The sequence below is a fragment of the Microcoleus sp. POL10_C6 genome (assembly GCF_036701585.1).
In the GTDB taxonomy this organism is placed as follows: domain Bacteria; phylum Cyanobacteriota; class Cyanobacteriia; order Cyanobacteriales; family Microcoleaceae; genus Microcoleus.
In genome coordinates this window covers 97,193-122,100 of record NZ_JAUBRB010000007.1, presented here as the reverse complement: position 1 = coordinate 122,100, position 24,908 = coordinate 97,193, and the positions used below count along the sequence as shown (strand labels likewise).

23 protein-coding genes are annotated in these 24,908 nt (G+C 46.6%); 11 read left to right on the top strand and 12 right to left on the bottom strand.

Annotated features, from left to right (window positions below):
- Positions 1-43: 43 nt before the first annotated feature.
- Positions 44-2,005 (bottom strand): S9 family peptidase, encoded by a 1,962-nt coding sequence (locus QUA34_RS06220; RefSeq protein ID WP_333384913.1) that lies wholly within the window; start codon positions 2,003-2,005, stop codon positions 44-46.
- Between the two features lie 79 nt (positions 2,006-2,084).
- Here QUA34_RS06220 and QUA34_RS06215 point away from each other — a divergent pair, with 79 nt between their 5' ends.
- Together QUA34_RS06215 and QUA34_RS06210 are read left to right on the top strand one after the other, a co-directional pair.
- Positions 2,085-3,008 (top strand): nucleoside hydrolase, encoded by a 924-nt coding sequence (locus tag QUA34_RS06215; RefSeq protein ID WP_333384910.1) that lies wholly within the window; start codon positions 2,085-2,087, stop codon positions 3,006-3,008.
- 140 nt (positions 3,009-3,148) lie between these two features.
- Positions 3,149-4,507, top strand: a complete 1,359-nt coding sequence (locus QUA34_RS06210) for a DUF3370 domain-containing protein (RefSeq protein WP_333384907.1) — start codon at positions 3,149-3,151, stop codon at positions 4,505-4,507.
- Between the two features lie 72 nt (positions 4,508-4,579).
- Here QUA34_RS06210 and QUA34_RS06205 read toward each other — a convergent pair whose 3' ends face one another.
- Together QUA34_RS06205 and QUA34_RS06200 are read right to left on the bottom strand one after the other, a co-directional pair.
- Positions 4,580-6,172 (bottom strand): DUF4335 domain-containing protein, encoded by a 1,593-nt coding sequence (locus QUA34_RS06205; protein ID WP_333384904.1) that lies wholly within the window; start codon positions 6,170-6,172, stop codon positions 4,580-4,582.
- 178 nt (positions 6,173-6,350) lie between these two features.
- Positions 6,351-6,953, bottom strand: a complete 603-nt coding sequence (locus tag QUA34_RS06200; RefSeq protein ID WP_333384901.1) for a DUF3038 domain-containing protein — start codon at positions 6,951-6,953, stop codon at positions 6,351-6,353.
- Positions 6,954-7,329: 376 nt separating this feature from the next.
- On the opposite strand from QUA34_RS06200, the gene QUA34_RS06195 reads away from it, so the two are divergent.
- Positions 7,330-7,542 carry a helix-turn-helix transcriptional regulator gene (locus QUA34_RS06195; RefSeq protein ID WP_333321920.1) on the top strand — a complete coding sequence of 71 codons (213 nt, stop codon included), beginning with the start codon at positions 7,330-7,332 and terminating at the stop codon, positions 7,540-7,542.
- On the top strand, positions 7,532-8,083 hold the full coding sequence (locus tag QUA34_RS06190) for a hypothetical protein (RefSeq protein ID WP_333321922.1): 552 nt from the start codon (positions 7,532-7,534) through the stop codon (positions 8,081-8,083). Before QUA34_RS06195 ends, QUA34_RS06190 begins: the two co-directional genes overlap by 11 nt.
- Here the strand turns inward: QUA34_RS06190 and QUA34_RS06185 are convergent.
- Together QUA34_RS06185 and QUA34_RS06180 are read right to left on the bottom strand one after the other, a co-directional pair.
- Positions 8,046-8,987, bottom strand: a complete 942-nt coding sequence (locus QUA34_RS06185) for a site-specific DNA-methyltransferase (protein ID WP_333321924.1) — start codon at positions 8,985-8,987, stop codon at positions 8,046-8,048. The genes QUA34_RS06190 and QUA34_RS06185 overlap by 38 nt on opposite strands.
- 252 nt (positions 8,988-9,239) lie before the next feature.
- Positions 9,240-11,918, bottom strand: a complete 2,679-nt coding sequence (locus QUA34_RS06180) for an endonuclease MutS2 (protein ID WP_333384992.1) — start codon at positions 11,916-11,918, stop codon at positions 9,240-9,242.
- Between the two features lie 463 nt (positions 11,919-12,381).
- Here QUA34_RS06180 and QUA34_RS06175 point away from each other — a divergent pair, with 463 nt between their 5' ends.
- Entirely contained in the window at positions 12,382-13,653 is a 1,272-nt protein-coding gene (locus QUA34_RS06175; RefSeq protein WP_333384898.1) for an ATP-binding protein, read from the top strand.
- 240 nt (positions 13,654-13,893) lie between these two features.
- Here QUA34_RS06175 and thrB read toward each other — a convergent pair whose 3' ends face one another.
- The 4 genes from thrB to QUA34_RS06155 all read right to left on the bottom strand — a co-directional run bounded on the left by thrB (position 13,894) and on the right by QUA34_RS06155 (position 17,675).
- Positions 13,894-14,961: a homoserine kinase gene (gene thrB / locus QUA34_RS06170; RefSeq protein ID WP_333384895.1), complete on the bottom strand. Its 1,068-nt coding sequence runs from the start codon at positions 14,959-14,961 to the stop codon at positions 13,894-13,896.
- 90 nt (positions 14,962-15,051) lie between these two features.
- Positions 15,052-15,546: a tetratricopeptide repeat protein gene (locus tag QUA34_RS06165; protein WP_333384892.1), complete on the bottom strand. Its 495-nt coding sequence runs from the start codon at positions 15,544-15,546 to the stop codon at positions 15,052-15,054.
- Positions 15,547-15,549: 3 nt separating this feature from the next.
- The gene (locus QUA34_RS06160; protein ID WP_333384889.1) at positions 15,550-16,116 is read right to left on the bottom strand and encodes a Uma2 family endonuclease; all 567 of its coding nucleotides are present in this window, start codon (positions 16,114-16,116) and stop codon (positions 15,550-15,552) included.
- Between the two features lie 323 nt (positions 16,117-16,439).
- Complete coding sequence (locus QUA34_RS06155; protein ID WP_333384886.1) at positions 16,440-17,675, bottom strand: VWA domain-containing protein; 1,236 nt, start codon at positions 17,673-17,675, stop codon at positions 16,440-16,442.
- A gap of 72 nt (positions 17,676-17,747) precedes the next feature.
- Between QUA34_RS06155 and QUA34_RS06150 the strand changes: the two genes are divergently transcribed.
- The 3 genes from QUA34_RS06150 to QUA34_RS06140 all read left to right on the top strand — a co-directional run bounded on the left by QUA34_RS06150 (position 17,748) and on the right by QUA34_RS06140 (position 19,919).
- Positions 17,748-18,407, top strand: a complete 660-nt coding sequence (locus QUA34_RS06150) for an ATP-dependent Clp protease proteolytic subunit (protein ID WP_333209298.1) — start codon at positions 17,748-17,750, stop codon at positions 18,405-18,407.
- A 161-nt stretch (positions 18,408-18,568) separates the two neighbouring features.
- A complete protein-coding gene (locus QUA34_RS06145) occupies positions 18,569-19,162 on the top strand; it encodes an ATP-dependent Clp protease proteolytic subunit (RefSeq protein WP_332983122.1) in 594 nt (197 codons plus the stop codon).
- A 130-nt stretch (positions 19,163-19,292) separates the two neighbouring features.
- On the top strand, positions 19,293-19,919 hold the full coding sequence (locus tag QUA34_RS06140) for a DnaJ domain-containing protein (RefSeq protein WP_333384883.1): 627 nt from the start codon (positions 19,293-19,295) through the stop codon (positions 19,917-19,919).
- On the opposite strand, the gene QUA34_RS06135 is transcribed toward QUA34_RS06140, so the two are convergent.
- Together QUA34_RS06135 and QUA34_RS06130 are read right to left on the bottom strand one after the other, a co-directional pair.
- Entirely contained in the window at positions 19,913-20,842 is a 930-nt protein-coding gene (locus QUA34_RS06135; protein ID WP_333384881.1) for a serine/threonine-protein kinase, read from the bottom strand. The genes QUA34_RS06140 and QUA34_RS06135 overlap by 7 nt on opposite strands.
- 538 nt (positions 20,843-21,380) lie before the next feature.
- Complete coding sequence (locus tag QUA34_RS06130) at positions 21,381-22,112, bottom strand: DUF7873 family protein (RefSeq protein ID WP_333384878.1); 732 nt, start codon at positions 22,110-22,112, stop codon at positions 21,381-21,383.
- A gap of 467 nt (positions 22,113-22,579) precedes the next feature.
- On the opposite strand from QUA34_RS06130, the gene QUA34_RS06125 reads away from it, so the two are divergent.
- Positions 22,580-22,834, top strand: a complete 255-nt coding sequence (locus QUA34_RS06125; protein ID WP_333058797.1) for a hypothetical protein — start codon at positions 22,580-22,582, stop codon at positions 22,832-22,834.
- A 3-nt stretch (positions 22,835-22,837) separates the two neighbouring features.
- Here QUA34_RS06125 and QUA34_RS06120 read toward each other — a convergent pair whose 3' ends face one another.
- On the bottom strand, positions 22,838-23,731 hold the full coding sequence (locus QUA34_RS06120; protein ID WP_333384875.1) for an EI24 domain-containing protein: 894 nt from the start codon (positions 23,729-23,731) through the stop codon (positions 22,838-22,840).
- Between the two features lie 4 nt (positions 23,732-23,735).
- Between QUA34_RS06120 and QUA34_RS06115 the strand changes: the two genes are divergently transcribed.
- Positions 23,736-23,873, top strand: a complete 138-nt coding sequence (locus QUA34_RS06115) for a hypothetical protein (RefSeq protein ID WP_333384872.1) — start codon at positions 23,736-23,738, stop codon at positions 23,871-23,873.
- Complete coding sequence (locus QUA34_RS06110; protein ID WP_333384870.1) at positions 23,870-24,661, top strand: 2-phosphosulfolactate phosphatase family protein; 792 nt, start codon at positions 23,870-23,872, stop codon at positions 24,659-24,661. Before QUA34_RS06115 ends, QUA34_RS06110 begins: the two co-directional genes overlap by 4 nt.
- Positions 24,662-24,908: the final 247 nt, after the last annotated feature.

The following is a 24,908-nucleotide window of genomic DNA, read 5'->3' as shown; positions in this document are numbered from 1 at the left end:
TTGCGTTTTAGCCCAAACATAGCAACTGCAAACTTAATTTTTGCTAAAGATTGTAAATCTGCACTTCCTCCACAGGTTCAGCTAACTCAAACTTAAACACCCGCGAATAGAAATAGAATTCGCCGTCAAGAGTTCTTTTGATATTTTCAGCGCGGCGAAAACCGTGCTGTTCCCCTTCATAAGCAACATAAGCCACCGGCAAACCTTTAGCTTTCAATATCTCTACCATCATTTCCGCTTGATTAGGCGGAACCACTTTATCTTCTAATCCTTGAAAAAAGATAACGGGACAAGATAAACGTTCGGCGGAATGAATGGGCGAACGAGCTACATACAAATCTTTTCTTTCAGGATAAGGCCCGATTAATCCATCCAGATAGCGCGCTTCAAACTTGTGAGTATCCGTTGCCAAAGCTTCCAAATCGCTAACTCCATAATAGCTCGCACCGGCCTTAAACACATCACGGAAAGTAAGAGCGCACAGAGTGGTGTACCCCCCTGCACTGCCTCCGGCGATCGCCATTCTTTCGCCATCAACTAAACCCTTTTGAGCTAAATATTTAGCACCGTTAGCGCAGTCGTCAACATCGACAATTCCCCAACTATCTTGCAGTCTTTTTCTGTATTCTCGGCCGTAACCAGTGCTGCCACCGTAATTAACATCGAGTACGGCAAAACCGCGACTCGTCCAATATTGAATTTTCAAATTCATGCTGCTAGAAGTAGCAGCAGTTGGGCCGCCGTGACTTTTAACAACAAGCGGCGGTTTTTCACCCGCAGGTGCTGCGAAATCTTGATTTTTCGGGGGATAGAAGAAACCGAAAGCCGTCAAATTGTTTTCCGTGGGAAACTCGATAGGTTCCGGTACAGAAAGATAACCCGGATTGATGCTTAAATTGCTCGATTGGCGCAATATTTCTAGTTGGCTTGTTGCTAAATTGAGTTGTACAATAGCAGTAGATTCAGTCGGCGAACTTGCCAGAAAAACAACTCTTTGTCCCTGCGCTTTGACGGAGGAAATATCAGTGTAAGGCGTTTCAATTGTTGTCAACTGCTTTGTCGTTAAATCAAGACTCGCTAAATACCACTGGCCTTGCTGAGTGTAGGTGCAAATAATTTTGCTTTCCGAGACAACGGCATAAGTAGACATTCCAAAAACCCACTGAGGAAGTCCGAATTCAGCCGCCATTTCGCACAAGCTGGTTTCTATCTCTGCTTCCCCCCTTACCAAGGGGGGATTGAGGGGGGTTCTAGATTGCCAGCGGTAGAAATTCCACCAGTTAGACTTGTCAGAAACAAAATACAAAACTCCATCGGGCGACCATTCCGGTTGAAAAATCGACTCCTCAACCCCGCCAGCAACTAAGTATTTTTCACCTAAAGAACCGTCAGCATTAATTTCTGCCACCCACAATTCTGTGCCATCCCACGGCATATTTGGATGGTTCCAACAAATCCAGGAAAGTAGAGAACCGTCAGGACTTAAACGAGGGGAAGCATAAAAATCATTACCCTGAGTTAAGATTTGAATATCTTCGCCGTTATCTAAATTAATGCTAACAATAGTATTGAGAGGTTCGCCCTCACCTGCATGGTCTTCGCGCACGCAAATCAGGCGATTTCTTTGCTTGTCAATTATCGCATCTGCATAGCGATAATTAGCAGTAGGTGTCAGAGGTTCTGGTTGAGAATTTAATGTTTGAGTATAAATACGTTGGTCGGCAAAATGAGAAAAATAGACCACACCGCCAGCAACTGCAAAAGCAGCGCCGCCGTATTCGTTAACGCGAGTGCGAACATTAAAAGGATGCGGTGTCACGTCGCTAATTGTACCGTCAGGAGTGCGCCGCACGAGGACGCTTCGCCCCGCTTCCGAAGGCCTTCCCTCAACCCAATAAATATCATCGCCGTCAATAGCAATTTGTCCGAGTCCGACAGTTCCAGAAACAATTAAATCGGAAGAAATAGGTGATTTCCAAGAGCCGTAAGGTGATACTGTATTCATATAGTTGAGGCAGTTGTGTTTCTGGCACAAAAAAATTAATATTTGTAGTTTACAGTAATTCAGTCACCGGGGAAGCAAAATGTCCAAAAAACTCGTACTAATGGATCACGACGGTGCAGTTGACGACTATCTCTCTGTCGTGTTGCTGATGACAATGGAAGAAGTCGAAACTCTGGGAGTAATTGTAACTCCTGCGGACTGCTACATTCAACCGGCGGTGAGTGCAACGCGCAAAATCCTCGATTTGATGGGGCGTTCAGAGGTTCCGGTGGCGGCGAGTACGGTGCGGGGACTGAATCCATTTCCGGTGTTATTTCGGCGAGATTCCTTTGCAGTCGATCGACTTCCCATTCTAAATGAAAAAGGAAGCATTGACACGCCGTTAATATCAGAACCCGGACAAAACTTTATGGTGCGAGTTTTGCAAGATGCAGCCGCACCAGTCACATTAATGGTAACGGGGCCGTTAACAACAGTAGCGCAAGCTTTAGATATCGCGCCCGAAATTGAAAGCAAAATTCAAGAAATTGTCTGGATGGGAGGCGCCCTCAATGTTATGGGCAATGTTAGCAAAGATATGGAACCCGGACAAGATATGTCGGCGGAATGGAATGCTTACTGGGACCCGATAGCAATCGAGAGAATTTGGCAAACCCAAATTCCCGTTGTCATGTGTCCTTTAGACATCACTAATAATGTACCGCTGACTGTAGAATTTTCCAATCTCTTAGCAAAACAGCGCAAATGTCCAATTTCCGACTTAGCAGGACAGTGTTATGCCATAGCAATATCTCAAGATTACTATTTTTGGGACATTTTGGCAACCGCTTATTTAGCACATCCAGAATTTTACCAACTGCGAGAATGGGAAACAGAAATTATTACCGAAGGCATCAGTCAAGGACGCACAAAAGTTAAAATGGGTGGGCGAAAAATTCAAGCAATGGATAAAGTAGACCTAGAAAACTTTTACAATTACATATTACAACAGTGGGCGAGGTAAAAATCACAATATCTGCTAGGACTGGTACGTAAAATCTCCGTACAAAACCCGCCCTAACGCCAATATTTACGGAGTCTTCTCTTCCCTCTCTTCCTCTGCGTCCTCTGCGCCCTCTGCGGTAAAAAAAACTCATCTCAAAAATGCTGCCAATTATATCAATCATCCCCTTAGCCCAAACCCCTCCCGCACCTCAAGAAAAAGTTCAAATCCAAGAAGTGCGACCTCTCCCCGGACAGTTAGACAATATACCAGTATTTAACAGCAACAGTCCAGAATTAGTGCTGCAAGAAGGAATTTTGCTTTCGACATTTCCCCCAGATGGTAAAAGATTTCCGGCGGCACATTTAAACTTTCCGTTTCAAGGACGTTTCGACATATTTGCCCACCACATAGCCCGCGCACCTTCCCCGGAAGATTTGCGAACATTATATCAAGGAGTAATTGTTTACAATCCGGGCAACAAACCAGTAAAATTAGATATATTGCAAGCTGCGAGTTATCTCAGTCAACCCGATGCACCTTTTATTGAATTGCCGCCGCAAGTCGATAATTCAAACAGTAATATTTATGCGGGGCCGGGAAGTCGCGCTGTGAATGATATTCTCAGAGGAAGGAGACAGTCTGACTTTGAGCCGGGGTTAATTATTCCACCTGGAAAAAGCCAATTGTTGATGAATCATCCGATACCGGTGCGGGGATTGGTACCGCCGCTAAACGGTCGATCGACCTTGATGCGGTTACGGAGCGATGGTATAGTCTATGTTGCTAGTCTGGCGATGTTTGCCCGAGTTGACGGACAGGGGAACGGACAGGGAAACGAGCGATCGCCCAACTTAGCAGAATGGCAAAACTTATTAGACAATGGTAATATAGCCGGGCCGCGCGATCGAACTCCCACACCGCCAGAAATCACCGAAGGTCAAATAATTTACGGCCGAGTTGCCGGTGTAGCATTAGGTTCAGAATGGCGAGCACTTCTCTCAGACAACCCCGCCACATCAAACCTAGCAATTCCCCAACCCGGAACAGCATTTTCCTACCCATTAAGTAGCCTCCCGCGCGGAATGCTGGGAACAAATCAAGTGCAAAGTGCGAGAATGCTAGTCCGCTACCCAGATACAGCATACCGCGCCCACGGCAATTACGGAATTCAATACAATCTCAGCTTGCCGCTGTACAATTCTACCAGCAACAATCAAACTGTAACTGTCGCAATTCAAACTCCAATTAAGACAGACAAATTAACTTCAGGAGGACTTAATTTTTTAGAAGCTCCGGCACCTCAAACTTTTTTTAGGGGGACGGTTCGAGTGCGGTATACTGATGACAATAAAGTGCCTCAAACTCGGTACGTGCATTTAGTGCAGCGGCGGGGACAGCAGGGGGAACCTTTGGTAAAATTAGAGATGAAATCGGGAGAAAAGCGACTTGTAGAAGTGGATTTTATTTATCCGCCCGATGCGTCGCCGCCGCAAGTCTTGACAGTGAAAACAAATTAAATCTGATTTGAAATTGTTTAACATTAGCAATTTACCGGGATTTGCCCATCTCGACAATGTGTTTGAGAGCGTTTAATCACTCTCTTCCAAAAAGGTTTGTACTCGACCGTTTGGTCGCAAAACAACTCGAATTTTCGGGTTTTTGCCATTAGAAACTGCAGAAACAAACGGCTCACCAGCTAATGGCATATTAATTTGCTCGATATAATCTGCTGCTGCTTTTCCCATCGGCACAATACTTTGAACTGACCCAGTTTCATCGATCAGCACGCTGTATTCCAAAGTTTGTTCCATTCCTTCTGGAGGCTTCCAGCGTTCCTCAAAGTAAGTTCTAGCTTCTGAAACTTGAGGAATTGTATCAAATAAAGTGCGGTTTTTTTTGCTTGCAGCCACCTCGTTGTTATTCTCAGACTCGGTGGTTGGTTGACCGTCCTCAAGGGGTGGGAGTTCGGTACTGGCGGGGGGGACAATCGGCTCGATGGGGCTGGGGAAGGTTTGGGGCGGGGGAACGGGAAATCGGGAAGCCGACAGGGAGGGCGGCAGGGGGGGCGGTACGGCGGGAGCTAGTCTCGGCGGTAATGGGGGCAGCACGTAGGGTACTGGTGCGGGTGCTTGGGGGGCGGAAATGGGTGGTTCTTCGGGGGCGGGAATAGTGATTGTTGACCCTTGAGGGAATGCTGGGGCGCTCTGTGGGGCGCTGGCTGCACTGCCGTTGGCGGGAAATAGCAGGGGTGGCTGCTGGATGGGGCTGGGTCTGTTGCTGGGGGGATTTGGGGCGAGGGCGATGGGGGGCAAGCTGGGACTGGGGGAGGTGGCGGTGTTGATGGGCGGGGGCGGCAGGGGCGGTAAACCGGGTGTGGCTGCGGGTGTTGGTGCTGGGGGTGTCGGTAGCGCGGGAACTGGACTGGGGGAAACGCCTGCAGCTAACTGGGGGTTTCCTGGAGCGGTGCTCAATTGTGGATTGGCGGGGGCTGAGGCGGTTTGGGGGGAGGTGGCGGTTCGATCGAGCAATTTGATAATTCCTGTCGTCAGGCCCGCGCTGGCGACCAGCATTGCTGCCACCTTGAGCCAGGGTGAGGACAACGGCCGTCGGGACTCACGGTTGAGGTTGGGAAGCGCCATCACTTCGGCGGCGCAGTCATCTAGTGCTGTGGCCAAGTCAAACAGTTGCAGGGTGCTCAAGGGAACTACTGGCCCGGATTCTACGGCGCTCAATGAGCCTAAAAACAAGTTGTGGGCAAGCAAGCCGCGGGGTTCTAAGCGGGGGGGAACCGGAAGGTAGGAAGTTGGGAGAGAGTAGGGGTTGGAAGTGGCTAGTTCGGAAGTGTTGACGGATCGATCGAATATAACGGCATTACGCGCGACTTCGGGCGAGTCTGAACCCGCAGGGATACGGCCTGTTTGAGATGTGAGGTTGCTTTCCCAATCGCGGGATTCGCCGAGCAAGTTTTGGACGTAGTTGCTGACAGCTTCGTGGAGGGTTTCGAGTTGAATTCGATCACCCCTGAGAGTAACGTGTTGGGTATCTGGCAGCCTGGGGTCGTCGAGTCGCAGCTCGAAACTTAAAGATTTAAACACCGGTTGGCCCGCCCAGCGAGATAGAGGCGAACTTTTGGCTGTAATTTCCAGCGTGCAAGTGGGGGGCGTGAACCGTTTGAGAACCATAGCAGAAAGTCTGTTGACTGTTGACTGTTGACTGTTGACTGTTGACTGTTGACTGTTGACTGTTGACTGTTGACTGTTGACTGTTGTTTAATTCTTAGAGCCGAAAGTCTGTTGACTACTGACTACTGACTACTGACTACTGACTACTGACTACTGACTATTGACTACTGACTGTTGTTTAATTCTTAGCACGGTCTAGAAGAGCCAGCCAGAGGCGGCGGTGGCCGCCGGGACTGCTGTAAAATAGCAAATCGATCAGGAGTTTGAGGGCCAAATCAGTCAACTCTCGGGCCGATAAATTTTCTGCATCTTCCATGCGCGAGCCATAAGTGTTGCTGAACCTGTCAATATAATCTCCCAACAAAGCGATGGTGTGAGGTTCGCGGTTTTGCTCGGCCATTTGTTCCAGCAAAGCAACAGCGCGGCGGATTAAAGCTTGGTGCTGTTTTGCCAAATGACAGCTTATCAAAACGAGCGATCGAGCTTCCTCCACATCGAGTTTTTTGCGCCCTCCCTGGCCTTTCCGCAGCGGGTTAGATTGGCGCAGCCGCCACAAAGCTACCCGATCGGCTACCATTGGCTCTAAATTCAGTTCGGCTGCTACCTTGAGCATCGCCTCTGAGCCAATTTCTGCCAGTGCTTCTAGGGCTAACAGCACTAAATCCAGTTGGGCTTTAATGTTGTCCAACTGGGTAGGTTCTGGTGCTTTTTGGGTCAATTCTTCCCAGTTGGGAGATTGGCCCGTTTCGTTGGGAGCGGAGGACTTTACGGTCGAGCGCATGGCTTCAGCACGGGAAATTAAGACTGGTTGAGGCAGGATATCAAACAGTATGCACTGATTAAAGCTTTTGGGCCTGTGGGCAACAGCACATCTGTTAAGTTGTCTCCATAGCTCGTTGCTTTGATTCCGGCAATCCTAACTGCTGGACGGAGTTGCGGGTTAAAAGTTGCGGCTTCAAGTTCGATCGATCACAATCCGCAAAACCCAGATATTTTTACCCCTAACCATCCTACGCCGCAGAGTGACCGAAATCAAATCAGTGCTTTGAAACTATCGGGGCTTATATCTATCCTCGCGAGAGCGAGTGCTACTTATAGTCTGTCGCTACTTATAGTCTGTCAGATTATAGTTGTCATTGCTTCATCTGGCACGTTCTATGGGTATTACGGAGCAATTTGGTAAAAAAGTTAGACATTTCAGAAAGCTCAGAAATCTTTCCCAAGATCAGCTTGCAGAACTATCTGAATTACATCGCACCTATATTGGTTCAGTTGAACGAGGTGAAAGGAATATAACGCTACTTAATGCCAGCAAAATAGCCAAGGCATTATCAGTTAGTCTAGCTGATCTGGTAATTGATGATGACTGAAAGAAGACTAGAGCAAATTTTAGCAAGATACCAAAACTCATTTACCGATAAAATTTATGCAGAAGAGAATGAAGAACACGATATTTTAATGGATGTGTTTGGTATTTATCCAATAATAAAAAAAGAAAATAGGCAATATTGGGGACGTGAGTTAGGTATGTGTTGGCAATTGTTAGTTACTGAAACGTGTAGAACATATTGCAGTAGCTTTCAGCCAGCATTTAAAGTTGGAAGCGATCAGCCGTGCGATCTAATTGTTGATGGGTACGCAATAGATACAAAATATCGTATTGGCTCAGGAGACTCTGGAACACTGAAAAAGTTCAAATCTTATGGCCCACTACTTCGTACTTATAATTACGAACCCGTATTTTTAATCCTTAGACAAGATAATTTGCCCGCAGCTATTACAGCGTGCCAAGTAGGGACTTGGAAAGTTTACACAGGGGACGATTCGTTTGAGTTCATAAAAACAATAAGCGGGTTTGATTTAAAGTCATTTCTTATTGAAAAAGTGGGAGAATTCCCTGTATACCGCTGAAACTATCAAGGCGCTTGTTGATAATCTCTATGTAGTCAGGTACTATTTCAATCCCAACATACCTAATGCCAAATTCTTGCGCCGCCAGCAAAGTAGTTCCCGATCCTGCGAAAGGATCGATTAGAATAGAATTTTCCAAACGCGGTACAAATATTTCGACCAGCTTTCTCATTAGAGCGATTGGTTTAACTGTGCAATGGACGTTAAACTCCTCGGTTTTCTCACGCTGTATACCTTCTAAAATATTTGATTGAAAACCACCAAACTGATCTTTAGTATAAAATAGACCAGTACCATACTCCTGTAGAGTTTCCAAGTAATTATTTACCAGTGGTTTTTGAAGTACGCAGATTGCTTCCCATTCGTTCCTCAGACAACTGTGCCAACCATCCCATTGTTCAGAATTTTCATATCCTTTCTTCTCTAACTGTTGTTTAATATTGACACCTTTAGGGATACCACTCGATCTTTTATAAACAAGAATATCTCTCGCATAGAAACCAGCATTTTCAAGCGCTACTTGTACGTGAGCAACAGTCCGCGTGCTGTTGAAAACTAAAACTGTCGCACCCGGTTTGCAGATCCGAAAAAGCTGTTCACCCCACTCAAAGCACCACTTTTCATAATCCAGAGTATTGTTACGATTCCTTTGATACCATTTTTCGTTTCTGACTCCACCTGCTAAACCACTGCCATAGGGAATGTTTTTAACAAGGGTTTTATTTTTCTTGCCATTGACTTTTTCAATACGCCTTTGAATTTCTGAGTCATCCCATTTATGACCAATAAATTCATAATTATAAGGTGGGTCAGTGATACAGGCAGAAATATAATTTTCTGGCAATGTCTTCATCACTTCACGACAGTCGCCAACCAAAACTTCATTTGAGGGAGTTTTTTTCATTAGTCAGGCAGTTACTCAAGTGGAAACTAAACTTTAAATTATGCCACATTTGCAGTAGATAGTGAATCTAAATGAGTCGTGAAACACTCTTCTCTTTCCAAACTTCGCGTTCTTTGCGTCTTCGCGGTTCGTAAAAAAAATCACAACTCATTTACACTCGCTATAGGCAGTCTAAATCATAGATTCATTCCAGCTTGTTTTGCTGCATCCAAACATATAATTAGTAATCCACCAGAAATCCCTCAATTCTGACTACTTCAAATAAACCACCGTCACACCTGCACCTCCTTCTTTTTGACTGGCGAGTTCAAAGCGGGAAACCTGCGGGTGATTCGCGAGGAACTCGTGAACGCCGCGCCGCAACTGTCCCGTACCTTTGCCGTGAATTATCCACAGGACTCCGTATTCCACGGCTTTGGAAAGAGCTCTGTCTATTTCGATTTCTGCGTCTGAGACTCTCGCGCCCCGCAGGTCGATCGAATTATTAGCAGTGCGAATGGCGATTTCGGGATTGGGTTTTGCAGGTTCCGCCGCTGCTTGCTTAGCTTTAGCCGCCGCGAGTGCTTGGGCTTGGGCTGCTACCTTGGCTAATTGAGCTTTAGTTTCCGGTTTTTGACCGTCTAGGGATTCAATTTCTCCCAGTTTCACAGTCATTTTCATAATCCCAAACCGAACGCTCAACTCTTCGTTAGCGTCTGGGCCGCTGAGGACTTCGGCGGTTTGGCCCAAGCTGGGAATGCGGATGCGATCGCCCACTTTCGGCATAAAACTCGGTTTGGGTTTAGCCGGTTGCTGTCGAGAGGGGAGATGTTTTTGGGAAATTTGATTTAAGGTTTCTGTCGCTTGTTGGGCATTTTGAGCCGTTTGATTGCCCGACTGCAAGCGCCGAATGATTTGAGCAATTTCTGATTTTGCCGACCCGATCGCCTCATTTACTGCCACTTCCTGAGCTATTTTTAGTTCTCGCTCCCGCTCTTGCAAAGCGGCTGCTTTTTGAGAAACTTCTCTGTGCAGTTTTTCGGTTTGGTGTAGCAGTTGAGTTGCTTCTCTGGCCTTGGTTTCCTGTTTCCGGCGCTGTGCTTCGAGTCCAGCAATCACTTGATTGACATCTTGAGAGGCTCCCCCGACATAGGTTTGAGCTTCATCGACTATGGATGCTAGCAAACCGAGTCTTTTGGCAATGGTGAGGGCGTTGGAACGTCCGGGAATTCCCCACAGCAAGCGATAGGTTGGCTGCATGGAATTGTCGTCAAATTCTACTGAGGCATTTTCAAAGCGGGAGTCTTGATATTTGAGGGCTTTGAGTTCGCCAAAGTGGGTAGTTGCAACTGTTAATAGGGAATGTTGGGCGAGGTATTTCAACAGGGCGATCGCCAATGCACTGCCTTCTGAGGGGTCTGTTCCCGCTCCTACTTCGTCTAACAAAACTAAAGATTTGGGAATTGGTAATTGGGAATTGGTAATTGGGATTTGGGGTTGGGGAATTTGTAATTTAGGTTTGAGAATTGGGAGAGCAGAAACAGTGTTCTGTGTATCTATGACTTCTTCGTCTTGCTGTTGGGAATTAGTAATTGGAAGGTTTGATTTTTCTTCCCCTTCAGCCTGCGATTTATTGTGTAAAACTTCTAAAATGCGGCTGATGCGGCGGATATGGCCGGAGAAAGTAGACAAACTTTGCTGCAAAGATTGTTCGTCACCAATATCAGCCAAAATATTGTCGAACCAAGGCAATTCTACGGGTTCGCGGGCGGCAACAAACATTCCTGCTTTCGCCATTAAAGCTGCCAATCCCAAGGTTTTGAGGGTGACAGTTTTGCCGCCCGTGTTGGGGCCAGTGATGGCGACGACGCGGATGTGCGGCCCGATCGTTAAATCGACCGGCACGACTGGAAAGCCTTGCTCGTGCTGTTGTTGCCAAACTAATAAAGGATGGCGCAACTGGCGCAGGGTAATTTGCGATCGCAGGTTGCGAATTAATAATTGACTGTTTTCTGAGTTTTCCTCATCTTCTGTTTCGGGATTTTTTGGTGCTAATTCTGGCTCTCCCAATTCGATAAATTTCGGCGGATTTGCTTGCAACCAAAAACTATAACGCGATTTAGCGGCCGCTAAATCTAAAGTTGTAACTACCACCACCAATCTGTCTAAATCGGGTTTTACCGCTGCGACTTGCTCCGTTAGGGCGCGGCGGACTGCTTCTTCTTCGGCTTGTTCTTGCCTGAGCAACTGCCGCATTTGGTTGTTAAGATTAACTGTGCTGTGGGGTTCTACGTACAGTGTCGCACCGCTGGCCGAGGAGTCATGAACGATGCCCGGTATGGCATCTTTTTGGGGAGCTTTGACGGGAATGACAAAGCGTCCGCTTCTTTGGGTAATTAGCTGTTCTTGTACCGCGTTGGATTGGCGCTGCAAAATCCCCTGCAATATTTGATAAATGCGATCGCGCAACTGTCGCATTTGAACTCTAATTCCTGCTAACTTAGGAGTTGCTCTGTCTGCTACTTGAGCGCGATCATCTATACAGCGATGGATTTCTTGCTCTAGTTCGGGATAAGTCCGCAATTGGGCTGCCAGTTCTTTGAGCGTCGGCACATCTGCCTGAGAGTCAATTATCCGGCGCAATTGCCTTGCTCCGGCGAGGGTAGTAGCAATTGCCAGCAATTCTTCGCCGCTGAGCAAACCTTGCAGTTCTGCTCGCTGCAGAGAAGTGCCGATGTCTTGGATTCCTTCAAAACTCAAAGCACCGCCAGCGCGGCTCTCTAACTGATAAGCTTCCTGAGTTTGGGCTAGGAGTTCTGCTGTTTGAGCTATCGTTGTCGGGATTTCGAGGTCGAGGGCGGCGGCGACGCCGAGTTTGGTGGCCGCGAAGGTAGCCAAGTGCTGACACAGGCGCGGCCATTCTAATAGTTCTAGTGTTTCGGCTTGAATCAAAGTTGAGGTGGTTTTGGTAATTGGCATTCTCAGGCGCTGACCGAGAAGGTGAATTTAACGATACTATTAATTGATTTTAAAGTTTTTTATTGTTTCCTGGCGCAATTTGAGAAAGTATCTGCGATCGCCCTCAGCAGTCTTTCGGCAGAAAGCTCTGATGTAACATTAATTACGAAGGAGAAAATTTGCATTTTTGCATTACCCGTCTAAAATTATACCTTCTCGTGATAGCAGTCCCCAAAAAATATGCAACTTTAGGCAAGCTCCCAACTATTATACAGTAAGTCATTCCCAATTTTTTACTCTAAAATATAAAATCTAAAATGGTATGAGCTATTTTTGGTTTTGAGGGAGCGGGGATGGACTGTTTTTTGAGGGAATTGAACTATTTTGGAATTTTAAATCTGTCAGCGCAATTCTGGCGGTTGTATCCTAAAAAGTAATTTGTGGAGGTGGTAGAAGTATGGCAAAGATTCTGGCGATCATCGCGGATACTGTGACTTTTGAAGTTGTGCAAGAGTTACTCACCCAAGAGGGACATCAGGTGAGAGTCGTTTCCGACGACAAGGAGGGTTTAGACTTGGCGAGGGAATTGTCCCCGGATGCGATAATTTGCGACGGGACTTCGCCTCAAATCAACTTTTTGGAGGTGTGCCGGCTGGTGAAAGCCGATTCCCTACGGGATAGCTTCGCTTCACGAGAATTGGCGACAGCCTATTTTATTCTGCTGACAACACCGGAGCAATTTGATGAAATCCAAGAATTGGATGCGCCCTTTGACGATTTTCTGTTTAAACCGATTGTTAAGCAGGAATTATTGGCGCGGGTGCGCGCGTCTAAGCGATCGCGCGAGTTGAGGGCGCGGTTGGAGTTAACCCAGCAAGAATTGCAACTGTCGCGCGATCGAATGCTGCAAACTGAAAAAATGTCTAGTTTGGGCGAATTGGTGTCTGGGATAGCCCACGAAATTAACAACCCAATTACTTTTATTTACAGCAATCTAACTCACGTCCAAAGCTACGCGACCGATTTAATAGAACTGCTGCGATTGTATCAAAAAGATCTAGTCAATCCCGGAGCGGAAATTCTGCAAAAACAACAAGATATGGATGTGGAATTCGTACTCGACGATTTATTAAAAATTGTGAGTTCCATGCGTACCGGGAGCGATCGCATCCGTCAAATAATCTTGTCGCTACAGGATTTCTCCCGCAGCGATCGATCGGGCTGGCAGTTATTTGATGTTTCCGACGGTTTAGAAAATACTCTGTTGTTGTTGCAGCACCGCTTGCCGGCTCGCGAGGGAAGGCGAGACATCAAGGTGATGAAACAATTCGGCAATTTGCCACAGATTGAGTGTTATGCAGGGCTGCTCAATCAAGCTTTTCTGAATATCATCAATCACGCGATCGATGCTTTGGAAGAGTCGGCTCAAGAGTTAGAGGAGTTGGAATCCATCAAATTTAAGCCTGTGATTTTGATTACCACTCAGGTGGTAGATGCTCAGCGAATTGCGATTGAGATTGCTGATAACGACATCGCACATAGCAAAGATACCACAGCCGAAATTTCCGATCCATTTTTGGGAGCAAAACCTGCGGAACCACCCATATCATCGGGACTTGCTCTCAGCTATCGGATAATTGTAGAGCAGCACAAAGGAGAGTTCAAGTGTTTTTCCGAACCGGGTAAAGGCACTAAAATTCAGATAGAGATTCCGCTGCGTCACAGTTAATTAACAGTATTTACCGTTGGTGGGGGCGGGTTTTTGAAATGGTTGGTTGTAGCCGGAAATTCTTGTGAATCCGCCCCTACAATGACTGCACTTTTTTCAGGTAAAATTTTGTAGAGGGAATGGCAGAAGTTACCGAAAAGAGAATAGAAATATGAATAATTCCATCGAGAGGGGCAACCACGAGAGATTGCCCCTACAAAACACGGTTATGTAGATGTTGTGTGTCTAGGATTGGAATAACTAAAGGGAGACTTGCGCGCCCTGAGTATCAAGGCCGATCGCCCTTACATCTGCCTTTACCCCAAATTCCATCCAAGCAGCAGCCATTTCCCTCACAACCGCATCAGCATTAGTAGCATCCGTTAAAGCCAAAAGCGTTGGGCCGGCACCGCTAATTACCATTCCATAGGCCCCTGCATTCACGGAGGCTTGTTGCACCGCTTCATATCCCTTAATCAGAGATTGCCGGTAAGGTTGGTGAATTTTGTCTTGGAGGGCGCAGCGCAGCCAGTTTTCATTCCCAGTTTCCAAAGCCCGCACTAGCAAACCGAGGTGTGCGGCATTAAAAATCGCGTCAGCCCTGCTGTAATCCGCGGGCAAAACTTGGCGCGCTTCGGCTGTAGAAAGTTCAAAATCGGGAATGGCTACCACGAGCACAATATTTGGATGCCAGGGAATATCGCAAATCTCCCAGGAACCCCCCCCCTGCCCCCCCTTGCTAAGGGGGGGTGATGGTAGAATTTCCGCATCTAAATCTAAGGGTGATTGTTCTGTTAGCCCCGCTTCACGGAGGGGGAATTCTTCTCTTAGCCCCCCCTTACTAAGGGGGGGTTGGGGGGGTGGATTGCTAGCAGCGAGGCGACATCCTCCCAGTAAAGCGGGGACAACGTTGTCGGGATGTCCTTCAAGTTCGATCGCCAATTGCATCACTTCCACTTGACTCAAAGGCGCACCGGCTAACTCATTTGCACCGACTAACCCACCGACAATAGCTGTGGCGGAACTTCCTAAACCTCTAGCCAGCGGCACTTGCATATCTATATGTATCGCTACAGGGGGCGGCGATTGGTTCAGGTATTCGTATAACTTGACAAAGGCTAGATAAGCGAGATTGCTGTCGTCTGTCTTGACTTTGGCGGCTTCTTGGCCCGTAACGGTAATTTTTAGTTTCTCGGTTGCTGAGGGTTCGAGTCGGGAGAATTGGAAGCGGTTGTAGAGGCTTAAAGCGGCGCCGATGCAGTCAAAGCCGGGGCCTAGGTTGGCGGTTGTGGCGGGTACGGTGATGGTGACGGTGGAAGTTTCGGGCATTTTTTGAATAGTTAATTTGGAGTGTTTAACCGCAGATGAATGCGGATGAACGCCGATCGCAGGATATTATACTATGTTTTCAAAAGCCATTTATTCTTGCAGCATTTCAAGATGCTTGATGGCATCTTGATAATCGTTGGTATTGCCGTCTTTTTGATAGAGTTCGGCTGCTTTACGATAATCGGCGAGCGCCCCCGGTTTGTCTTCTAAGAACTCGCGGACTCTGGCGCGGTTGTAGTAGGCGTCGCCGTAGTTGGGGTTAATTTCAATTGCGCGATCGAAATCTGCTTTAGCTGCTGGATAGTCTTTGAGATTGCGGCCGTGGATGATGCCGCGTTTGTTGTAGGCTTTGGCGTAGTTGGGGTTGAGGCGAATAGCTTCGGTGTAATCGGCGATCGCCCCTGGAATGTCTCCTGCCTCTGATTTGGCTAAAGCACTCTTGAATAAATCTTCAGCAGGATTTTGAACAATCGTTTTTTGAGCTATTAATATTGCTGAGTATTTAGCAGAGACAGCAGGGGATATATTACCAAAGATAGTAAAGATTACTAGAGTAGCAATTAAATTGTAAAATGATGATTTCATAATTTAGGCAAAAATTTGAGCGACCGAACAACTAAAACCGGGCAACAAAGGGGAAGTTAGTTCATCATTGCTCAACAGTGTAGCAATGAGCCTTAAACTTGCTTGTTCCCTGTGATAAACTTCTATTTGCTGCAATTGCCAATTCACAACCCAGTATTCCTGCACTCGTCGCACCGAATAGAGTCTGAGTTTCACGTCTCGATCGCGTGTCTGATTGTCTGCACCGGGGGATAACACTTCAACAATTAACTCTGGTGCGGCGGTTAAATGTCCCGCTTCGTCTAGCAAGATAGCCAAGCGTTCGTTGCTAATCCCAACCACATCAGGAATAACACAATCTACATCTGTAAAAATCACCCCTGGACTAATTACTGATTCTCCTAATCCTGTTTTTTGTGACCAATTATTTAACTCTATGCAAATGTTACCACAAACTTCTTGATGATTCCAGTGTGCTGCCCATGTCACAAATAACTCTCCATCAATAATTTCGTAACGATCGCCGTTATCGGGCAATAGTTCTAAATCGGCGGTAGTCCAGCGTACTTTATCAGATATTGTCTGGCTCATAAGCTAATCCGCATTTAAATTGCATACTAAAATAAATTTTTCCTCTTATGGGGTAGGCATCCTGCCCGCCCTCAACCTAAAAATTAAATGCACAACAGCTTACAAGCACTGTTGAGAGGTGATACAAACATTCTAAACGATCGAGCTTCTACACGATCCACAGCTTGAAACAATCGGCATACACTGACTTTCGCCTTTTGCAGGCGAGACTCAGAATATTGAAACCCGCCTGGGTGCGGGTTTCGTTTTTGTAGAGGCGATTTCGCATCACCAAATTGTCCGATCGCCCAATTTAAAATTATTTAAAATTTCAAATCGCGCGATTACTTCAAAATAGTTTTAGAAGCAATCCGAGTTTTCTTGCGATCGGCTTCACTCAATTGTTCACCAGATTGCAAGCGAGTAGCAGAAGTTTGCAGCACAGTTGCGGCACTTTTATCGCCCATTTGCAGAGCAGTTTTCGCAGCAGTTTGCAGCATTGTCGCCGCGCCGGCTCGATCGCCCTGTTGCAATCTCGTTTCTGCGAGTTGAGTTTGGCGATATTTAGCCAAAGCTAAAATGTGCTGCTGCACCATCGGGTTAAGTGCCGGCTGATAAACTTTCAGGACATTAGCGGAAACTGCAACAGGATCGGAAAGCAAACCTTGACCGACAGTCGGATCGTCGTAGCGAATTTGCAATTGCCCGATCGCCTGTGTACCTTCCGGCAACTGTCCAATATAAATATTAGCCAAAACTACTCGCTCTATATCCTTCATTAAATCTCCCAGGCGTACCATAAAACGATCGCCCTCTTGCTGTACCGGTAATTCGATCGTATCCGGGGCAACTTGGGCGATCGGTTTGAGTTCGGCTAACCGCACTTTTGGCATTAGGGAAAATAGCAAATAAGCATTAGTCAAACCTACACCTTGGACGCGGCTAAACAGTTTACCAAACTCGTCAACCGCATCTTCAGGACGCTGAATGTGAGCCAGAGCACCGCCGCCTGCATCAGCAATCTTTTCCAAAATATCCTGGTTCCAGTTATCGCCAAATCCCAGAGAATTTAAAGTCATATTATACTCGGCGGCCAGTTTCGCCAACTTCAAACAACGGCTGTCGTCGCCATGTTCGTTTTCGCCGTCAGTCAGCAGAAACGCCTGAGATATAGCTTCTTTTTTGCCTTTGCCCAACTCTTCAATACCTAACTTAATGCCCTCATCAATTGCTGTGCCACCGGCCGGGCGCAATTGCTCAATTTGCCGTTTAATGCTACTGGGGTCTCCCACAATTTGATTGGGGACGAGGACTTTGGCTTTGTGGTCGAAAGCCACCGCGCAAAAGCGATCCCCGGGCTTCAACCTGTCTAGCAACCGTCCGGCGGCTTGTTTGACGGTTTCCAAGGGGCGTCCACCCATCGAACCGCTGTGGTCGAGAATCAGGCACAGGTTTAAGGGTACGCTGGAGTCGATCGAGCTTGCCGTCGCCGACACTGAAATAGCTAGCTGGCGCTGCGTCGAGGGCGCAGCAGCGTCAAGGTTAGGGTCGTTTAAAACCGGGAGCAAACTAACTTTCATGCGGGATACCTAAAGATTGCGTTACTATTTCTTTAAGAATAGCTCCATCAGTTCAGGCAACATTTCGGTTATATGAACACACCAATTAAAGCTGTGCAATCGCCATACTACGGGGAAGGGAACTCTCGGACGCCACCTCCCGATTTGCCATCCCTGTTGCTGAAGGAGCGGATCGTTTATCTGGGGATGCCTCTGGTGCCTGCGGTAACAGAACTGATTATCGCTGAACTGTTGTTCTTGCAGTACGAAGACCCGGATAAGCCGATCAAAATCTACATCAACTCGACCGGCACTTCTGGTTACAGTGGCGAACCCGTCGGCTTTGAAACAGAAGCCTTCGCTATCTGCGATACGATCAGGTACATTAAGCCGCCTGTGCACACTATTTGCCTCGGTTCGGCAATGGGGATGTCTGCGATGCTGTTAGCGGCCGGTACAAAAGGCTTTCGGGCGAGTTTGCCCCACGCTTCGATTGTGTTGCATCAACCCAAGGCTTACACGCGGGGTCAAGCAAGCGACATTCAAATTCGGGCTAAGGAAGTGCTGGCAAATAAAGCGACAATGCTTGATATTTTTGCAAGCTGTACTGGCCAACCGATCGAAAAGATTACTAAAGATATGGATCGGTTGCTGTACATGACGCCTTATGAAGCGAAAGAATACGGTTTGATCGATCGCGTTCTTGAAAGTTCGGAAGAATTGCCGAAACCGCTGCCTGCAGGAGTCATCTAATTCGGTTAGGGGGTATTAGTTATTAGTTATTAGTTATTGGTTATTGTTTATTGGTCATTATAACCACAAAATAAAAAACCTGAAATAACAAGTAACAAATAACTAATAAACCATAACCAATTGCCCGATCACCAATTACCAACTAAACGGAGTTCCGAATTATGCCTATAGGTGTGCCAAAAGTTCCCTACAAAATGCCGGGTGGTTATGATACTCAGTGGATTAATATCTACGATCGCCTCTACCGGGAACGAATTATTTTCTTGGGCAGGGACATTGACGATGAAATTGCCAATCAAATCATCGCTGTGATGCTCTATCTTGATTCGGAAGATTCAGGTAAGGATATTATTTTGTACATCAATTCCCCAGGCGGGATGGTGTCGGCAGGCATGGCTATTTTTGATACCATGCAGCACATTAAATCGGACGTGGTGACGATTTGTGTAGGCTTGGCTGCTTCGATGGGTTCTTTCCTGTTAGCTGCCGGTGCGAAAGGAAAACGGTTAGCTTTGCCTCACTCGCGAATCATGATTCACCAGCCTTCTGGGGGCACGCGGGGACAAGCAACGGATATTCAGATTGAGGCGAAAGAGATTCTGCGGCTGCGCCACGAACTCAATAATATCTATGCTAAGAATACTGGCAAGCCGATCGAGAAAATCGAGAAGGACATGGATCGCGACTATTTCATGTCCGCTGAGGAAGCTAGAGAATACGGCTTGATTGACAGAGTGATCGAAGATCGTCCGTAAGCTATTTTTTTGCCTCAGTAGTGTGGGCAACCCTCGCACTACAACCTAGTTCGCAGTAAATTTTGGCAGAATCTTTACATTTAAGGATTCTGCCATATTTAATGGTATTATAAACGCTCATTCATGCTAGATGGATATTGCAGATTATTACCGACAGTTAGGACTGAGGTCAGGTGCGAGTTTATCGCAAGTTAAGACCTCTTATCGGAAGTTAGCGAGACAGTATCACCCCGATGTGAATCCGGGAAACGAACAGGCTAAAAATAAGTTTATTGCTATTACTGAGGCTTATAAGTTCCTGGTGAATGTTGCCCCCCCCGATGTTGCGGAGTCGAAAGTTGCCAATTCAACTGTGCCGCCTACTTCGACACCGCCGGATCAGGGGGTGAAAGCTCAACCGCAGGCAGTTAAGGTGACTCGAAAAGAGGCTGCGGTTCAATCTCATACGGATCTGTCGGCGGTAGAACAAAAGTTAAAGCAAGATGCTTATTTTGAGTTGCAGCAGTTGCTGAAATATCAGAGGTTCCCGCGGGCGATCGCCTTGATTGAGGGTTTGGCCCAGCGGGTTCCCGAAGATTTGGAGGTGCGTCAGTGGCAGGCGATCGCCTATCAGCGCTGGGGACGGCATTTGATCGGAGAAAAGCAGGTTGATAAGGCGAGAATATATTTGAAAAAGGCTGTGAAAACTGACCCTCACAATCGAGCTTTATGGGCGGAAGTTGAGCGGGATTTTCGCCGGTTGGAAGAGATTTATTGAAGCGACGTTGCGTCCCCCTTTTGCAGGGGGTCTGCGTCGTGAATTTTTAATTTTTCTAAAATAACTTGGGTATTTTCAGGTCGGTTTTCTGGTAGCGGTTCCATCAATTCGTCGATCGACTCTAGGAGTAACGGGTCAATATCTACAGCCTGGTTCCTCCAATTAATTTTACCAGTTTTTTCATTAACGGGAAAGTCGATCGGCTCTATGCCTGTTAATAAATGTACAAAAGTACGCCCTAGGGCAAAAAAGTCCGAGCGCACGCCTGCTTTACCTAGAATTTGTTCCGGTGCGGCGTATCCAGCAGAACCTATGGGTGCGGCATCTATATCTGCTTCTGTGGCGGCGCCGAAGTCAATTAATCTCAATTTTCCATTAGCTTCAACCATCAGGTTGGATGGCTTAATATCCCGATGCACTACATGATATTTGTGGATTTCCTGCAAAATATTGGTCATTTGTTGCAGCCAATCAAGAGCTAGTTTTTGAGAAACCTGCTGGTTTTTATTTAAGAATTCTGCTAAGTTTTCTCCGGTAATTTTTTCCATCACCAAACAAGACAATTTCTGGAAATTATTAGGGAGTTTAATTGGGAAATAACCGTCAGGTTCGACTTGGGGAACTGAGCCCTTTCCGGCCAGCCAAATCAAAACTCGCGCTTCTTGCTTGAACACGCGAACTAAATCGGGATTGTGGGTGTGTTTCAAGACTTTTAAAATTTTGACAGTGCCCCATTCGTTTTCCCCGGTTCCCAAATCTTCGACTTCAAAGATGTCTGTGGGGCGTGCGGGATTGGGCGATCGCACTGGTTTAAGGATACGATAGCGATCGCCAATTAACAAATCCGTGCCACAAGCCTGACAATTTTGAGCAGCAGCAGGATTTTCGCGTTGTTCGCATTGAGGATTGATGCAATAAATCATACCATTTTAGATTTTAGATTTTAGATTTTAGATTGGCAATGACTGACGCTGTATCGGTTTAGAGCTTGCTTTTGCATTCTTTTTTGGGGAAGTCGGATCACTTTGATTGATAAATTAGCATAAAACCCAGTAGTTCTGACCTTACTACTGGGTTTCTATTTACCGCCCATTTGGGCACGCTATCACATTTAAGTCAAGGATTTAAGATTAATAGCATCGCGCTCTACCGATTGAGCTACCCCCCTGCGTTTGGTAGAGGGGGCTGGATATGAGCCAGCAACCTCGATGATGTGATTTTCCTGACATTCGTTTTAGCGATCGGCGGTGAATGCTGAGTTTAGAGTAATAGCTTGCTGTTGAATTTGTACGCAATGCTGCCTCTGCCAATTGGGCTACCCCCCTATTTTGCGCTCTATTTTGGGTAGGAGGGACAGGAGTCGAACCTGCACTGTCACATTTGTACGGTTTAAGTTGAAGTTTGAGTTTAAACTTGTACTCTGTTTATATCTTAAACCATAACTATCAAAAAAGCAAGCAATCAGCGAAAAATAAACTGAAAAATTCGCTCTCCCACTCTCTGTTCCTCAACTTCAGAATTGTTAGCTTCTTCGCGGGCGAACATAACAGCTTGCTGCAAGATTTCCACCCTTTGCAGCAACTCATTGATCCGCCGCGCTGGCAAAGCTCCAGAAAACTTGACAGTCCGCCAATAGCCGATCGTAATATCTTCGTAATAAACATCGACTTGAGCCGGATGGTGTTCGGTAGCTTCAGCTTTAACGTGATTGCGCGGAGTTTTAAAAGTCTTGAGAGTTTGCACCGGTTCTGTGGCCCAGCAATCTGCCGAAGCATCGAAGTTCCAAGTCTCGGAAGCATCTAAGACTGGAAGTTTTTTGATGAATGCTTGCAAATCTGCTAACTGCTTTTCAATCAATAGCAAATAGCTGACGGGAACTTGGCTCAAAAGCACGTTTCCATCTACAGTTACGTCTGCGCGGGCGCTACAATTTGTCCAATCTTTGGTTGCGGTTACGTCGAAGAGTTTGGTCAAAACTTCAGTCGTTTTGCGGATAATCTCTTCGGCTTTGACTTCAACTTTTTTAGACTCTGGCGGCAGTTGTTCGCCTTCTTCGTCTTTGGGACGGTAAGTGCGGGAGATTCCAGAAAGCACAGCGGGCTTCTGGAGAGCTTTTTGAGCTTCTGCCAGTTCTTGAACCGAGCGGCTTTTGATGCCTTTTTCGATCGCAATAATCTGATTTAAGCGTGCCATTGTTCGATTTTATTGACGCTGAACTCACATCAAGTCCGGTTGATTTTGATAATCAAATGGTTTGTCCTGTGGCTTTTAGGGCTTTGATAACTCTCCCTCCTCAGTACAAACTTCACGATCGTTCTTTAACCAGACTTGTTCATTCTGTAGTATTGCATAATTCAATATAAATTACAAGCTTTTTTTTGTGCCAAGAGATCCCGCCGCTACCCGTGGTCAGCAATTTATCTCTCAAAAAATCGGCAAAATCTCTAGCGTCGCTGCCAAAGTGTAGCAAATATAACTCTTTGTCAGCGCTCCAACTACCTCTTGAGATAGATGCGGGAATCCCTCTCAGGGCGCGTTGTCATATCGGGAAATATTTCTTAACATATAGATAACAAAGGGAATCCGAGGAGACACCAAAAATCCTTAAGCCCTTGGGGTGCCCCGGTTAATCAGACTTTTCGCAAACAAGGGCTAAATCAATGAACAAGCAGCAAAACTCCGAAGTTTCAGCATTTTTGCCCATGCTCCAAAAAGGCATTTGGCTGTTTGGGATTCTCTCTTGGATATTCGGGCTGACAGATAGAACTATTGCACTATTATCTGACGGATATTTGTCGGCGATCGATATTGTCCAGCTATTTACAGCATCATTTTTCTTCATTAGCTGGCTGTTTTTAAGCCCGTTTTTGGGCCTTAACTCCCAGAGTCAGCCGAAGGAAGAAGCATCTCCCTAGTTTTTAAGTTGTAATGTTAGTTTCTCGATCGCTCTTTCTTTCTTCTGGGGCAAAGCGCGCCGGCCAAATGCGATCGCAAAAAAACAAAGTTCCCGCCGTCACGCACAGCGGAATCGCCAACAGATTCAACAGCGGAATGCTCACCAAACCCAAACAAACCACACCAAAACTCCCACTGGCAGGCAAACTAGCCCAAATTATCTCCAGTTTCTCCTGAAAAGGTCGCCTGCGCCTCTCCAAAGGTGCATCTAAAAAGTCCAAACAGACAATAGTCGCGCCCAAAGCTACGCCACCCAAACTGCTAAGAATAGAGCCGACTCCTGGAATAAAATTTAGTAGCAGCAGCGGTATACCGACGCTCAACAAAATTTGTAGTTTTCGCAGTTCAAAGGCGATCGCCCTTTGAATATCCCCAAAACTACTCGCCAAATTCATTGGTGCTTCTGCGGGCAATTGACCGTTCCGCAGCAGTTCCAATTGTTCGGAAAGTTTGCCGTACCAGGGCGAACCTAAAATCACGCCAAACTGCACTAACAAAAATCCAATTATTAGCAAAAGTCCTGACACTAGGAGTACGCGCAGCAGCCAGCCGAAAGCAACTGTTAACACGCCCAGAAAGCTCAGCCAAGCGGGAAAACTCGCAATTAGAGCATTAAATCGGACGGACAAATCGGCAACTAAAACGTCTATCCCTGCCAAACTGGGAAATAGCAAGCTTAAATAAAGACCGACACCAATTATAAAATTTAGTACCACGGGAACTAATACATAAGTCCACAGCTTGGGAGTTTGCAAAATCAGCGTGAAAGCTCGCAAAGGATAGGTGAAACCTGCCAAAAGTCCAATTGGTGCGGTAATGGCGGCGTGGGCGGGGTTTGAATTTAGCTGTTTTGACATATAGGTGAAGGAAGAAAGAAGAAGGAAGAAGGAAGAAGGAAGAAGGAAGAAGGAAGAAGGAAGAAAGCCCTTCGACTACGCTCAGGGTACAAATTCTATTATTATGACTGATGAGGATTTATCGCAGGTTGCCCAAAAGTGAAGCTTTTTATTTACCATACCCCGGAACTTACGCCAGGCGACAAAATGCCGGCTTGCGCGATCGCAGTTGATGTGCTGCGCGCGACTACGACAATGGCAACGGCCCTGAATAATGGGGCGGAAGCTGTCCAAGTTTTCAGCGACTTAGATAAGCTAATGGCCGAGAGCGAAAAATGGCCTGCAGATAAGCGGATTCGCGCTGGAGAGCGTGGCGGCGGCAAAGTTGACGGATTTGACATGGGGAATTCTCCGCTGGACTGCACGCCAGAAAAGGTGACGGGGAAGCGAATTTTTATCAGCACAACTAACGGTACCCGCGCTCTGGAACGAGTGCAAGCTGCTGCAACTGTGTTAACGGCGGCTTTGATTAACCGCAAATCAGTGGTGCAGTTTTTGTTAAATAAACAGCCGGAAACTATTTGGATTGTGGGTTCTGGTTGGGAAGGGAGTTATTCGTTGGAAGATACGGTTTGTGCTGGTGCGATCGCCCAAAGTCTCCTGGCAGAAAGCGGTATTCCTGCGAGCGATTTTGCTGGTAACGATGAAGTATTTGGGGCTATTGCTCTTTATTTGCAGTGGCAAGATAGGTTGCACGAATTATTGGAAAGGGCCAGCCACGGTCAGCGCCTCCTCGGTTTAGGTGTTATTGAAGATTTAAAATATTGCGCGCAAACGGATACTTTAGATGTGCTGCCTGTGCAGCGAGAACCGGGAGTGTTGGTTAAGTCGGATTTTAAAATTCCTCAAGCTAATTTCTGGGTTCCATCTTCGGAAAAAACGGCGAATTAAATTTTTCTGCCAGTGGTGTAAGCTGTCGCGCATTTAAATTGTATATTCAGGGCGGGCGGGACGCCCACCCCACAAGACTTGGATTTTTTTTGACATACAATTTCAATGCCGCAACAGCTTATTAGTAAGGTGCGCGGCCCTGCACACCTACTCGAACAACCACAATAAAATTGGTTTGCAGCATCGGAATGCAAGTCCTCATAAAAATCAGAGGACTTGCATTCCTCACTACAGACAACAGACAACG